This is a genomic window from Oleidesulfovibrio alaskensis DSM 16109, assembly GCF_000482745.1.
In the GTDB taxonomy this organism is placed as follows: Bacteria; Desulfobacterota; Desulfovibrionia; order Desulfovibrionales; family Desulfovibrionaceae; genus Oleidesulfovibrio; species Oleidesulfovibrio alaskensis.
Window position 1 is genome coordinate 67,651 of record NZ_AXWQ01000004.1, and the last position, 13,268, is coordinate 80,918.

A 13,268-nucleotide genomic window follows, 5' to 3' on the forward strand; every position below is an offset into this window, starting at 1 on the left:
ATGCGATGGAAAAAGAGACAGAACATTACCCGGTGAAAGAAACAGATTGCTCAGTAAAAAAAGCGCGGGAAAGCTGGGGCCAGTAGAACAGCCCTTCCTGCCCTGTACCCAGATGGACGATTGCGTGCCGGCAGATGTCCGTCTTCTGCGCAGCAGCAACCAGCGCGCGCGCTGCAGAAGCCGAGGTCGCCTCCACCACATCGACGCCGGGATGCGCCCAGCGCAGAACATCCTTATCGGCCGCGCTGTCCGCAGCCAGACAGGAGATATGCGGTTCACGCCACGCAGCAATATCCGCCGCCGCACATATCTGCCCCACAGACGCCACCTGTTCATGGTTGCCGAGCAGCATCACCCTGCCCCGTCCGCGGGCATGCACCTCCTGAATCAGAGACACGGCAGCATCGGGAGTCATATCCGCCACCAGCTCTATTCCTGCGAGTTCACAGGCGGTAAGCACTGCGGCAGGCCAGCTGTCGTCCGCACCGATGCGCACCACGCAGACAGCCCTGACGCCGCTTAAAAGCGCAGGCAGCGTTGCAGCCAGAAGACGCGGTCCCGATGCATAATTTTTTTCCAGCACTGCAATGCACCAGTCCGCCGGACGGCTGTGCACCGATACGGCTCCGCCCTGTCGCAATGAAAAGCGTGCAGAACCGGCATCACATTCCGGAAAACCATACAAAGCCTGATGGCGGGCTATGGTTGTTTTCAGCCAAGCGCGTTGTCTGTCGGATACTGCGGCATACGCTTGTGCAAAAGCATCATCGGCGACAATACGGCCATCAACCCACGAAGGAAAAAAGGCGTCAGACATCAACCACACCGGAAAGTTGAATTTTTCTCAGAATCAGAACCAATGTCCCCTGAAGGACTATACAGTAACCAGCCGCAACTGCAAAGACGCGCAGGAGAAATAAAAAAAGGCGGCCTCAGCCGCCTTGATATTGTTCTGTTACAACCACTCGAACCACTGCTTCCACGAGCCGTGGCGCCGGTCTCTGTCCTGCTGCGCCTTTTCTTCCGTGGCACGCAGATAGGCTATTTTCCCTTTTTCCTCGGCATACGCCCGCAGGTCTTCCACATCCGGAAACTCCTGCGCCACATGCTGATAGCGGGATGCCGCGGAACGGAATTTTCCGGTACGCCAGTAAAAATCCGCCACGAAGAGTTCATGCTCGGCCATAAGCCTGCGGCACTCTCCCAGCAATTCGCCGGCTTTCTGGGCATACTCGCTGCCCGGATAAGACTCACGCACACGGCTGAAGTATTCGTATGCCTCCGCAACATTGGTCTGCGGTCTGTCAATGGACACAAAACTTTTCAGGTTGGCATTGCCTATCTGAAAAAGCACATACGGAATGGCTTTATGCCGCGGATGCAGAGTTTCAAATTCCTTATATGCCTCTGCCGCCATGGCATATTCTTCATCCAGAAAGTATGCATCCCCCAGCGACAGTTCGGCCTCGATGGCATACGGACTGAAGGGGAAGTTATCTTTCAACTTGCTGAAATAGCCGGTGGCGGATGCGTAATCTTTTTCACGCATGGCATCATTACCGGATTCAAAAAGCTCCTGCGCGGTGTCTTCCGGCGGAGGCAGGAAAAAATAGTCAATGATGCCGCAGCCGGAAAGAGTTGCCAGCAACGGCAGCATCACCATAAAGCGTACAATGGTTCTACGCATCAAGCTGTTCCAGATAAAGGAAAGCAGAATTGGCTGCTGTGGCACCGTCGCCAACGGCGGTAGTCACCTGACGGCACAGCTTGGAACGCACATCGCCCGCGGCAAAAATACCGGGAACATTCGTCGCCATTTCCACGTCCGTAATGATGAACCCCTGCGCATCAACGCCGAGCTGGTCCGGGAAAAATCCGGTAACAGGCTCAAAGCCGATAAACACAAACAGCCCATCAAGTTTAAGAAAATGTTCTTCACCGGTCTTCAGGTTGCGCAAGGTAACGCCTTCGAGAGCATTTTCACCGTGAATCTCAGTTACTACGGTGCTGCGCACAACCTCGATATCAGGCTTGATGCACACCTTGTCCTGATAGCATTTCATAGCGCGGAAATCATCGCGACGGTGGATCAGGTGCAGCTTTTTCACAAGCTTAGAAAGATACAGCGACTCTTCGAGCGCGGAGTTCCCTCCGCCGACGACGCCGACTTCCTGACCGCGGAAAAAGTTGCCGTCACACAGCGCGCAGTATGAAATCCCCTTACCGGTCAACCTTTCTTCGTTAGGCAGCCCCAGACGCTTGTAACGGGCACCGGAGCAGATAATGAGGGTCTTTCCTTCAACCCACTCATCGCCCACACGCACCCTGTGCACGCCGTTTCCGGGAATAATTTCAGCCACTTCGTCAGTATATTTATCAAATGACCAGCCATCGAGGTGAGCGGCAAACAAATCCACCAGCTCGTACCCTTTCAATCCTTTGGGAAATCCCGGGTAATTCTCGATTTCTTCCGTCATCAGCATCTGACCGCCGGGTGACAGCTTTTCGCACCATGCAACGGAAACACCGGAACGAAGAAGATAAAGGGCGGCCGTCATGCCTGCCGGCCCCCCTCCGATAACAATGGAATCGTAGAGCTTCATTACCCAAGAGCCTTCTGGGTGATCATGTCCTTTATGCTGCTCTTGGACACTGCGCCGGTGATCTGCTCAACAACTTCTCCGCCCTTGAAAAGAATAAGGGTGGGGATGGCGCGGATGCCGTACTTGCTGGGGGTTGCGGGATTTTCGTCAACATTCATCTTGACGATGTTCACCTTTCCGGCGAATTCGGCTGCCAGTTCGTCGATGACCGGTCCCATAGCACGGCACGGGCCGCACCAGGGTGCCCAGAAATCAATCAGGGTGGGGAGTTCAGACTTGATCACTTCAGCTTCAAAATTGCTATCGGTAACCTGCACAGCCATGGGAAGCTCCTTTTCATTAACGTTTAGCGGACTGCTTCTGCCGCTTCATAGCTAAAATGCAACTCCCGTCAGGAGTCACAAGCCAATTCAACAAGAGATATTAGGGCAACCGGAACCTGTCAAGGGAACGCTGCCTGGGGACGCATTTGAATCAGTGGGCATCATGAATGTAATCATCCGGAATAACACGCCCTCTCGGCATAGTTTCCAGTTCGAGCGAATGATGAAGCCCTTCGGATGCCAGCAACCAGCCCGTGTAGGCAATCATGGCCCCGTTGTCAGTACATAATGCAGGGGACGGCAAATGCAAGTGCAGGCCTTCTTCGGCGGCAAGACGTTGCATTGAAGTACGCACACGGCTGTTTGCAGCCACCCCGCCCGCGACCACCACAGACCGGATTTGCCCACGCCCTCCCAGACGCTGCAACGCCCTGCGGGTTTTAATGTACAACGTATCAGCCACAGCCGCATTAAATGATGCGCAAACAAGCGGCATATCTGCAGACATACCCGACGGCAGCACATTGTTCTGCAGCATGGCCTGCAGCTCGGATTCCGCCGGCGGAGCCGCAAGCGCTGTGCCACCGTGAGCTTTCAACCACGTGGAAACTGCTGTCTTCAAGCCGCTGAAGCTGAAATCGAGATTGTCATTATCGGTGTAGGGCCGCGGGAACATGCTGTCATCAGGGTCAGCCATATGCCCCAATACATCAATAAAGCGCCCGCCGGGATACGGCAGATTGAGCATTTTTGCCACTTTATCAAAGGCCTCACCGGCGGCATCATCCAGAGTGCGCCCCACCAGCGTGAAATTACGAGGCGAATCAATCCGGTAAAGATGGGTGTGCCCGCCGGAAACAAGAACTCCCAGAGCAGGAAAAACAAGGCGGTGCTCCAGCCCCGCAGCCAGCAGGTGAGCATGCAGATGATTGACACCTACCAGCCGCTGGCCTCCGGCCAATGCCAGCCCCTTGGCAAACCCCACCCCCACGAGGAGGCTTCCCAGCAAACCCGGCCCACGGGCTACAGAAATCACATCAATATCCTGAACGCCAAGTCCGCACCGGAGCATAAGCGAATCAAACATGCGCCCAATCAACCGGTAATGCTCGCGCGAGGCCAGTTCAGGCACAACCCCGCCAAAAAGCGCATGCAGTTCCGCCTGTGTGGACATCACAGCATCGACCAGACGGCCGTCGTCCACTATGGCCAGAGCAGTCTCGTCACAGCTTGATTCAATACCTAAACAACGCATACGCCCCACCGCACAGAAATGAAGCCGGCAGCCCCGGAAGCAGGACAGCCGGCCATTGAATCACCTTGCTCCGGCACCTCAGGAGTGACGCCGGTAAATTGCTTCCACTGCATCAACATCACCCGCCGACCCGATAAAGAGCGGCACCCGCTGATGCAGTTCTCCGGGTACGATATCGAGAATGCGCTTTGTACCGTCTGTGGCACGACCTCCTGCCTGCTCAGCCAGAAAAGCCAGCGGCGAAGCTTCGCACATCAGACGCAGCTTGCCCTGAGGCTTTTCGGGAAGCCGGTAGTCCATGGGATACATAAAGATACCGCCATAAAACAGGTTGCGGTGAAAATCAGCAACCAACGAGCCGACATAGCGCAGCGAATACGGCTTGCCCAGAGGATTGTCCGGCCCTTTGAAATAATTGACCACCTCGCGGGTGGGTTCATCCCAGTAGTGCCAGTACGATTCGTTCACCGAATAAATTCTGCCCTGCTCGGGGTAGCGGATATCGGGATGGGACAGCAGGAACTCGCCGACACTGGGGTCCAGCGTAAATCCGTGCACGCCCTGCCCCGAAGAATACACCAGCATGGTAGAAGGGCCGTACAGGAAATACCCTGCGGCAACCTGCTCCACCCCGCTCTGCAATACATCGCCCAAGGTCACGTCTTTACTTCCCGACGCTCCCGGCTTGCGCTTGAGGATGGAAAAAATCGTCCCCACGTTGATGTTGACATCAATATTGGAAGAACCGTCAAGGGGATCAAAAATCAGAATGTAATCTCCGGCCTCAAACCGTTCGGGCACTCTGATGAGATCTGCATTTTCTTCAGAAGCCATGGCGCACAGCACACCGGTGCGTTCCATCCTGTGAATGAGCACTCTGTTGGCATATTCATCAAGCTTCTGGACGTGTTCACCCTGCACGTTTACCTGTCCGGTGCCGCCAAGCACGTCGAGCAGACCGGCTTTATTCACACTCTTGGATATAATTTTGGCAGCCAGAATCAGATCGTACAGCAGTGCTGTAAACTGCCCCGTTGCAGCAGGCGATTTAGTCTGGTGCAGCAGCAGATGTTCAGTCACGGTAACCTGTCGCATTATGTCTCCTTATCAGTTCACCGTATTAGGGACATTGCTTGCGTCGGCTGACAACACCGGCATCAAGAATCTCTATATTGTAATCAAAGCCGGTTCCGGCTTTCACAAAATCACGCACTCTGTTCCATGCATCAGCGGAGTCACGGTAATCCCCTATCTGCACGATGTTCCAGAGCTGACCATCTTTATCGTACAGCTTCATCGTACAGGGATCGAAACCGGCGTCACGAAGCAGTGCCACACGTTCGGCAGCATAGTTCCCGTTGATAAATGCTCCGATCTGCACAGAGTAAACATAATCTGTCGTAGGAGGTGCAGGAGCAGGCTCTTCATGCAGCCCCGGCATCACACTGCCTGACGGCAGTTCATCCGACGGCAGGTCTTCAGCAGCGGGAGCAACAGTCTGCGCGCGCGCAGCCATGGCAGAAGAATCAACCTCGGTCTGTGCTGCCGCAGGCCCGTTCCGCAAGGCTTCGCGAGTTTCAAACCATGCGGCAAGCGCCGCCATGGCGGCGGGGTCTTCCGGGTAAGAATCCACAGAAGCGGCATACACCAGAGGCACTCCGCCCAGATAGCGGGCTATCCACAAAAAATGTCCGCGTTCGTCTTCCGCTTCGCCCGTCACATCGCTTTTCAGCGCTGCCGACCAGTCGACAGCGGCAAGCGGCGTCTGGTCGTACACATATTTACCGGGCCACAGCACCGCGTCACGGGAAACAAGAACAATGTCGCCGGGGCTCGGGCTGTACGCCAGCAGATTGCGTATGTCAAAGTGTGCCACCAGCAACCCTTTGACCTCGCGCCCCGAAAAAACAGGATTGGCCAGATAAAACTCCGGTCCGACGGGATTGGCTTCGGCATACCCCCGCATTGCGCGTTCAGGGGCATTTTCATCTTTTTCAAGCAACGGCGCATAATTGTATGCCTTCAGCTCAAGCTCGGGCTGGCGCAACAGCACATTGCCGTCAGCATCAACCACGGCGACACCGCTCACCCACGGGAAACGCTCCAGAAAACCGGCAACCCATTCGTCAGAAGGAAAAGTGTCCTGATTTTCCAGCACACGGCGCATCTGCTCCAGCTGCTCGTCCATTGCCGTGAAAACCGTGGCTATCTTGGATTCCACAGGCATGACGTCCAGTTCCTGATCCGTGTCCAGCGCAGCGGGTGTATTTACATACGTCCGGTACAGCTTACGGGTATCCTTCCAGTAATTCTTTGCATCCTGTTTGCAACCGGTTAAGGCCGCAAGCAGCATGACCAATAAAAAGAGTCGCCCAAAGCGAATCACGTAACTCTCCTGATATAAATAGATAAAAACGAAAGCGCCTGACTTAGCCGGCAGCGCGGGCCTCTAGGCGTTCCGCAAGGGTTTCCAGCATGGTCAGCAGCTTGTGCTTTGAGTGCAGGGGCTGTTCCGCCCCTTCTTCTTTGACAGCGCCTGCTGAACCGGCAAGCGCCAGAGAATCTTTTCTGGCCATGATATCGCGGCGCACTTCGCTGTCTGCCGTACCTGCAAGCAGCTCATCAAGGATTTCCATGGCCCCCTTGATATCCCCCTGCTGTGCCAGCACTTCAGCCATGGAGCGCGTGCGCAGCGACAACGGTTCATCAGGGATGTCATCGTCCTCGTCGGCCTGAGCCTCTGAAATTATGTCAGCTTTGTATGTGACTCCGCCGGACGGCACAGCCTCCGGCGCAGCCGGACTTATCTGAGTATTATCCGTTGCGGCAGCCACAGCTTCAGTGCCGCATTCCTGCTCCAGCCCGCCACCTGCCGCCTCAGCGGCATCATCCTGATGCACCGGGGGTGCGGCAGCATGCGCGGGGGGGTAAACAGCAGGTTCATCATCTCCGGCACCGCCGGGGCAGGTCCCCAGCGAACGAAGCCCCTGTTCGATGACAGCAGCCCACGAAACAGGTGTGTCGCCGAATGAGGCAGCAAGAAAATCAAGAGCCAGCGAAGCATCGCGCGAGTCCGGCTGAGCCGCCAGCGTACGGCCCCATGCCTGCCAGAACTGGGGGTATCTGCGCAGTCTGTCACTCAGCGCTTCAGCTTCGTCATCTGCTTCAAGTTCGCGTCCGAGTGTGTCAAGACACTCGATAAGCAGCATCCGCGCTTCAAGATGCTCCGGATGCCGCTCCAGCCCCTGCCGCAGCGTTTCAACTGCTTCCGCGGGCTGTCCGTTATCCGAAAACAGCCTGGCAAGGGGAAAAAACACTTTAGAGCTTGGCTCAAGCTCAAGAACTTCACGATACCACTTAATCTTCTCGTTCATCCGGAGCCGCTCCCAAAGTTCCCTGTGACGCCTTTCCGGAAAAGATATACAGAATTTCGTCTTCGCGGACAAAGTTCATTCTTTTTCGGACCATCTTTTCAATATACCGGCCGTCAGACTGTAATAAACGGATTTCTCTGCTCAGGGCGATGTTGCGGTTATCAAGCGAAGCAATCTGCGCCTGCAACCGTTTGTACTGCGATTTCAAATCATTATAGGCAATCACGCCTTGCGTTCCCCAGATAAGCGTATACAGCATTATCATATTGAACAGCAAAGAACCGCCCAGAGCAATATGGCGCCAGAGCATGGTTACTGCAGATAGTGGCGGGCAGCCTGCTGTTTCCGGTACAGAGACAAGGGCCCTTCCAGTTCTTTCAGAAAATTGGCTGTGGCTTTTTCAATGCGCAGCACATCATCCTCTTCAAGATCAACGCTATCGAGCTTTTTCATGAACGTCTTCAGCATATTGAGTTCTTTCATGAGATCGTGCCCGATTTCAAGATCCTCAAGATCAGGTTCCAGTTCCAGAATGGTCTGCAAACAGTTCCGCAAGCGGCTCTGCAATTCGTCATGTTCCTGCACGATCACTCTCCTGAGAACCTGCAGCCTCTGAACAACGCGGAAAACCGCGCCTGCCGGCTATTAACCGGCATCCGCCGTGCGCCAGTTTTTATAAAACGCATACAGGTAGTTTCCACCAGAAAATACCGTGAGAATCAACGCCATGTAAAGCAGAAACTGTCCCGCGGGGTTAGGGTCGAATCCGAACCACGGGTAATGCAGAAGCAGCGGGGTCAAAGCCAGCATCTGAAGCACGGTTTTCATCTTGCCGAATTTATCGGCGGCAATGACCACGCCTTCGTCTGCGGCAATGGCGCGCAGCCCTGTAACCATAAGCTCGCGGCAGATAATGACAATAACAACCCATGCAGGCACCCAGCCCAGCGCGGACAGCATGACAAGTACCGAACTGATAAGCAGCTTGTCCGCCAGCGGATCAAGAAATTTACCAAAGCTGGTCACCGTGTTGGAGCGTCTTGCAATGTGCCCGTCCACCATGTCTGAAAGCGCGGCAAGTATGAAACCCAGCATGGCCAGCAGACAGGTTATCCGACCGGGAAAATACAGAAAAACAACAATCAGGGGCACAATGACAATACGGAACAGCGTGATTTTATTTGCCAAGGTAAGCATCGGAAACTGACCCCCATGTCACATTACAATATATTGGCACAAAAAAGCTATACAGCAAAAAAACAGAACTGGCGACCCGCAGCGGGCGGCATAAAACAGCGGGGCCGGAAGGCCCCGCATTATCAGGCATGAACACTGGCTATGACTTCCAGGCTGTTCTCACAGGCGTGCACGATGTTCTCTGCCAGATCCAGAAATCCCTTCTTGGCGTGGGAATCTTCTTCCAGCAGCACCACCGGCCGGCCCACATCAGCGGCCACCACTGTGGCAGGGTCCAGCGGCACAGCCCCGAGAAAGGGCAAGCCGTAACGTTCTGCAAGCGCCTTGCCCCCGCCCTTTTTGAACAGAGAAATCTCTCCGCCGCAATGAGGACAGACCAGTCCGCTCATGTTTTCGACTATGCCGAGAACATTGGACTGGGCGTACTGCAAAAAGTTGATGGCCTTGCGCACATCAGCCAGTGAAACCTCCTGCGGGGTGGTCACCACCACACAGAGAGCGTCGGGAATCGTCTTGAGCACGGTCATATGCTCGTCGCCGGTGCCGGGAGGCGAATCAATAAGCAGAAAGTCGAGTTCTCCCCACTCCACATCGGAAACAAACTGGCGGATGGCTGCTGTTTTTTTGGGGCCGCGCCACAGAACCGCGGAATCCTTGTCACGCAGCAGAGAGTCCATGGAAACCACAAAAAGATTCTCGCTGTAGGGGGCGGGACAGATGCGGCGGGTCTTCTCGTCCACTTCCAGTCCCGATTTGATACCCAGCAGATTGGGCACACTGGGACCGTGGATATCCACATCCAGAATTCCCACTTTGAACCCTTTGGCTGCCAGAGCAGCCGCGGTATTGACTGTAACGGAGCTTTTTCCTACTCCGCCTTTGCCGCTCATCACAAAGAGCTTGTACCGGATACGCTGCAGCACGGACTGGATATTCAATTCCTGCTGGGAAACCCCGAAGGCGTTTTTGGCGATATCGCCGTCCTTCACACTGTCGGGACGGCTTTTACATGACGACATGGCTCACACTCCTTACAAATGGACCGGTGGGGCACAACTCCCAGCCGGCAGACAACCCCGCTTTGGCAGGGGCAGCAAATCACTTCAGATATCTGATTGCAAAAAATCCGGCTATACCGAGTATCGTAAAAACAATCAGCACCAGATCAAAACGCTTTTCGAGGAAAAAACGCACCCGTTCACCGAAAAGATAAATCAGACCGGCAATGGCAAAAAAGCGAAGGCCGCGACTTAGCACGGAAGCGATGATAAACACCATGAAATCAATGCGGAAGGCTCCGGCGGTAAGCGTACATACCTTATAGGGCACAGGTGTGAGTCCCGCTATGGCCACAGCCCACGCATCATAAGTCTCGTACCAGACTCTGATGGCATCATATTTATCAAGCAGTCCGTAAAAGCGGACAATAGGCATGCCTGCCACTTCCATAAAATAATACCCGAGAAAATATCCGACAATACCGCCCAGCAGAGAGGAGACAAGACAGATAAAAGCAAGGCGGAAGGCTTTGTCACGCCGTGCAAGCGCCATGGGGATAAGCAGCAAATCGGGGGGAACGGGGAAAAAAACAGACTCGGTAAAGGAAACGATAGCAAGCACACGGGTGGCCCCGGCGCTGTCGGCCATGCGCCACAGACGGTCAAGCATAGGTTTGAAAAAGCTCATTGCGCCGTCCTACCATCCGTGGTTGCCGACAAGGTCCACAAAGGCCACCTTGCCATAATTTTCATACGACAATGCGCCGTCGTTCTTATGCATCAAAAAAAGCTCCTGTTCGCGCCGCGAAGCGCCCACAGGTATGGCCATGGTGCCGGGGTCTGCCAGCTGTTCCGCCAGCGGCTCGGGAATGCCGGGCCCTCCGGCCGTGACGATGATTCTGTCAAAAGGTGCTGCCAGCGGCCAGCCCATGGTGCCGTCATCCAGCTTTGTCCGTATTCTGGCGTATCCCAGCCTGCGCAGCAGGCCGCGTGCATGGGCCTGCAGTCCCGCAATTCTTTCCACGGTATAGACTTCGGCTCCCATTTCAGCCAGCACGGCCGCCTGATAGCCGGACCCTGTCCCTATTTCAAGCACACGCATTCCCGGAGTGACTCGCAGAATCTGTGACATCAGCGCCACGATGAACGGCTGCGAGATGGTCTGACCATAGCCTATGGGAAGCGGATGGTCCTCATAGGCCTGCGCCTGCAGAGCCTCCTGAACAAAAAGATGTCTGGGTATCTTGCGCATGGCGGCCAGCACGGCGGGGTCTGTTATTCCCCTCGCTGTTAGCTGCTCGCGCACCATACGTTCTCTGCTGCGCCTTTTATCAATCATAGCGTGTGGCTTTCCTTCGAGCCCGTTGTGGCCTGTGCCGCCGACAATAACAGGCGGGGCTTCGGTTGGAAATCAGATTTTCGCCTCTAAGTCAACCTTGGTGCAGGATAAACATCCCGCACATGAAGCGCTTCCCGTCTTGACATCCGGCCAGAGTATGCGAAACTTCCACGAAACAAGTCCGGGAGGCGTCCATGCTTAATGTCGGTGACCTGATGACTACGGAGCTGTTCACCCTGCTGGAAACAGATACCCTCAAAACCGCCCGCTCGCTCATGCAGCTGGCCCGTATCCGGCACATCCCCATCGTGGATGAGCACGGACGGTTCATAGGCCTGCTGACACACAGGGACATACTCGAGGCCACTATTTCCCGCTTTGCAGAAGTGGAGAACTCTGTACAGGACGAAATAGACTCCGGCATTCCCGTCAGTGAGATCATGCGCACGGATGTCCGCAGAGTCCCCCCCGACATGCGGCTGCGTGATGCCGCGGAAATGCTTTTCCGACACAAATACGGGTGCCTGCCCGTTGTGGAAAGCGGCATTCTTGTGGGTATTGTGACGGAAGCTGATTTTCTCAAGCTGACCATCAGCCTTCTGGACGCTGTAGAAACCGTGTAGGCGCGACGCGTCTGCCTTTTTGTATCAGAGACCGGCCGCTCGCCATGCGGGCGGCCATTGCATTGCACTGGAGTCAGATTTCTATGAAAAAATTCCTGCTGTCCACCGCGCTTCTGGCTATCGTGGGCGGTCTTGTCGTTCTGGGTTTTCTGTTGTTCCGCGACCAGCAAGGTCCGCAGATATCCCTGACCCCCGCTGAAGGCCGCATATCTCCGCGGACTGTCTTTAAGCTGACCGCAAAAGACACCAACAGCGGCGTGAAAGCGCTGAGTGTGCGCGTAAAGAAAAACAGCCGTGAATTTATCGCGCTGGACCAGCAGTGGGCGGACAAACTTGTCTCGCGCACGGAAGAGTTCAGCCTGGAAAAAGCCGAGGAAATGGGTGAAGGAACGGTGGAGCTTATTGTCAAAGCCACCGACTCATCCTTTGCCGCCTTCGGCAAAGGCAATACATCCACCCGCTCGTTCACGCTGCGGCTCGACAGCCAGCCCCCGCGCATCAGTGTAACCACCTTGCCGCCCTACGTGCGCCGCGGCGGTTCCGCCTGTATTGCCTATACCGTCAATGAAGACGTCAGGCAGACCGGCGTTACCGTGAATGACCTCTTCTTTCCCGGCTACAGACAGGCCGATGGCTCGTATCTGTGCTTCTTTGCTTTTCCGTTCTATGAAGACACAAACACCTATGCTCCGCGTGTAACCGCAGAGGACGAGGCCGGCAACGTCACATCCATATCACTGGCAGTAAAGCCGCTGCATGTGGCGTTCAAAGAGGATACCATCCGGCTGCCCGATTCCTTCCTTGATAACAAGATGCAGGACTTCACCGATGAGTTCCCGGGACAGATGTCTTCTCTTGAGCGTTTTCTCAAAGTGAACAGAGACTTGCGAAAAGCCAACAGAGCTGCCCTGCTGAGCATTGGCCGCAAGACGTCTCCGGCCATGCTGTGGTCCGGCCGGTTCCTCAACCTGCCCAACGCCAGCAACAGAGCGGGATTCGCCGATCACCGCGCCTACATCTACAACGGTCAGCAGGTAGACGACCAGTACCATCTGGGACTGGACATGGCCTCCATCGCACGGGCACCCATTCCTGCCGCCAACAACGGAACGGTTGTCTTTGCCGACGACATGGGCATTTACGGACTGTGCGTTGTGGTGGACCACGGGCTGGGCCTGCAGACACTGTATGCCCACCTTTCAGAAATCCACGTGAAAGACGGCGACACGGTACAGCGCGGCGATATTCTGGGACTTACCGGCACTACCGGCATGGCAGGCGGTGACCATCTGCACTTCGGTGTCATACTTTCAGGGCTGCCGGTTCAGCCGCTGGAATGGCTCGATCCCCGCTGGATCAAACATAACATCACGGACAGGCTCGAACGCTGAGCCTGCTTCAGCAAGACATAAGCCAGACAAAAAGGCCGCCTCCGGGCGGCCTTTCTTTTTGCCGGTCGCCGGACCGGTCCATGCATAATGCCCTGCAGCATCTAAACAGTGGCAGAGCACAACCTGTATGCATACAGCTGCGGACCCCGCAGGCCGGAGGCGTAA

16 protein-coding genes are annotated in these 13,268 nt (G+C 55.3%); 2 read left to right on the forward strand and 14 right to left on the reverse strand.

Going from position 1 to position 13,268, the window contains the following annotated elements; all coding sequences use genetic code 11:
* Positions 1–25: 25 nt before the first annotated feature.
* The 14 genes from H586_RS19790 to H586_RS0100420 all read right to left on the reverse strand — a co-directional run bounded on the left by H586_RS19790 (position 26) and on the right by H586_RS0100420 (position 11,089).
* The gene (locus H586_RS19790; protein ID WP_051363798.1) at positions 26–817 is read right to left on the reverse strand and encodes a hypothetical protein; all 792 of its coding nucleotides are present in this window, start codon (positions 815–817) and stop codon (positions 26–28) included.
* 138 nt (positions 818–955) lie between these two features.
* Entirely contained in the window at positions 956–1,687 is a 732-nt protein-coding gene (locus H586_RS0100360) for an outer membrane protein assembly factor BamD (RefSeq protein WP_027181105.1), read from the reverse strand.
* Positions 1,680–2,603 (reverse strand): thioredoxin-disulfide reductase, encoded by a 924-nt coding sequence (trxB, locus tag H586_RS0100365; protein ID WP_027181106.1) that lies wholly within the window; start codon positions 2,601–2,603, stop codon positions 1,680–1,682. The genes H586_RS0100360 and trxB overlap by 8 nt, the downstream gene beginning before the upstream one ends.
* Complete coding sequence (trxA, locus tag H586_RS0100370) at positions 2,603–2,926, reverse strand: thioredoxin (RefSeq protein WP_011367969.1); 324 nt, start codon at positions 2,924–2,926, stop codon at positions 2,603–2,605. Before trxA ends, trxB begins: the two co-directional genes overlap by 1 nt.
* A 151-nt stretch (positions 2,927–3,077) precedes the next feature.
* Positions 3,078–4,181: a tRNA (adenosine(37)-N6)-threonylcarbamoyltransferase complex transferase subunit TsaD gene (tsaD, locus tag H586_RS0100375; RefSeq protein ID WP_027181107.1), complete on the reverse strand. Its 1,104-nt coding sequence runs from the start codon at positions 4,179–4,181 to the stop codon at positions 3,078–3,080.
* Between the two features lie 78 nt (positions 4,182–4,259).
* Positions 4,260–5,276, reverse strand: a complete 1,017-nt coding sequence (gene fbp, locus H586_RS0100380) for a class 1 fructose-bisphosphatase (RefSeq protein ID WP_027181108.1) — start codon at positions 5,274–5,276, stop codon at positions 4,260–4,262.
* A gap of 25 nt (positions 5,277–5,301) precedes the next feature.
* Positions 5,302–6,567, reverse strand: coding sequence for an SPOR domain-containing protein (locus tag H586_RS19795; protein ID WP_155891326.1), 1,266 nt, complete (start codon positions 6,565–6,567; stop codon positions 5,302–5,304).
* A gap of 43 nt (positions 6,568–6,610) precedes the next feature.
* On the reverse strand, positions 6,611–7,555 hold the full coding sequence (locus H586_RS0100390; RefSeq protein WP_027181109.1) for a tetratricopeptide repeat protein: 945 nt from the start codon (positions 7,553–7,555) through the stop codon (positions 6,611–6,613).
* The gene (locus H586_RS0100395; protein WP_011367974.1) at positions 7,539–7,865 is read right to left on the reverse strand and encodes an FtsB family cell division protein; all 327 of its coding nucleotides are present in this window, start codon (positions 7,863–7,865) and stop codon (positions 7,539–7,541) included. The genes H586_RS0100390 and H586_RS0100395 overlap by 17 nt, the downstream gene beginning before the upstream one ends.
* Before the next feature lie 2 nt (positions 7,866–7,867).
* On the reverse strand, positions 7,868–8,140 hold the full coding sequence (locus tag H586_RS0100400; RefSeq protein WP_011367975.1) for a hypothetical protein: 273 nt from the start codon (positions 8,138–8,140) through the stop codon (positions 7,868–7,870).
* A gap of 60 nt (positions 8,141–8,200) precedes the next feature.
* On the reverse strand, positions 8,201–8,752 hold the full coding sequence (gene pgsA, locus H586_RS0100405; RefSeq protein ID WP_011367976.1) for a CDP-diacylglycerol--glycerol-3-phosphate 3-phosphatidyltransferase: 552 nt from the start codon (positions 8,750–8,752) through the stop codon (positions 8,201–8,203).
* 122 nt (positions 8,753–8,874) lie between these two features.
* The gene (locus H586_RS0100410; RefSeq protein WP_011367977.1) at positions 8,875–9,771 is read right to left on the reverse strand and encodes an Mrp/NBP35 family ATP-binding protein; all 897 of its coding nucleotides are present in this window, start codon (positions 9,769–9,771) and stop codon (positions 8,875–8,877) included.
* A gap of 79 nt (positions 9,772–9,850) precedes the next feature.
* Positions 9,851–10,438, reverse strand: a complete 588-nt coding sequence (locus H586_RS0100415; protein WP_011367978.1) for a YqaA family protein — start codon at positions 10,436–10,438, stop codon at positions 9,851–9,853.
* Positions 10,439–10,447: 9 nt separating this feature from the next.
* On the reverse strand, positions 10,448–11,089 hold the full coding sequence (locus H586_RS0100420) for a protein-L-isoaspartate(D-aspartate) O-methyltransferase (protein WP_027181110.1): 642 nt from the start codon (positions 11,087–11,089) through the stop codon (positions 10,448–10,450).
* A gap of 194 nt (positions 11,090–11,283) precedes the next feature.
* On the opposite strand from H586_RS0100420, the gene H586_RS0100425 reads away from it, so the two are divergent.
* Positions 11,284–11,712: a CBS domain-containing protein gene (locus tag H586_RS0100425; protein WP_011367980.1), complete on the forward strand. Its 429-nt coding sequence runs from the start codon at positions 11,284–11,286 to the stop codon at positions 11,710–11,712.
* An 83-nt stretch (positions 11,713–11,795) separates the two neighbouring features.
* Positions 11,796–13,103 carry a M23 family metallopeptidase gene (locus tag H586_RS0100430; protein ID WP_027181111.1) on the forward strand — a complete coding sequence of 436 codons (1,308 nt, stop codon included), beginning with the start codon at positions 11,796–11,798 and terminating at the stop codon, positions 13,101–13,103.
* The last annotated feature ends 165 nt before the right edge of the window (positions 13,104–13,268 follow it).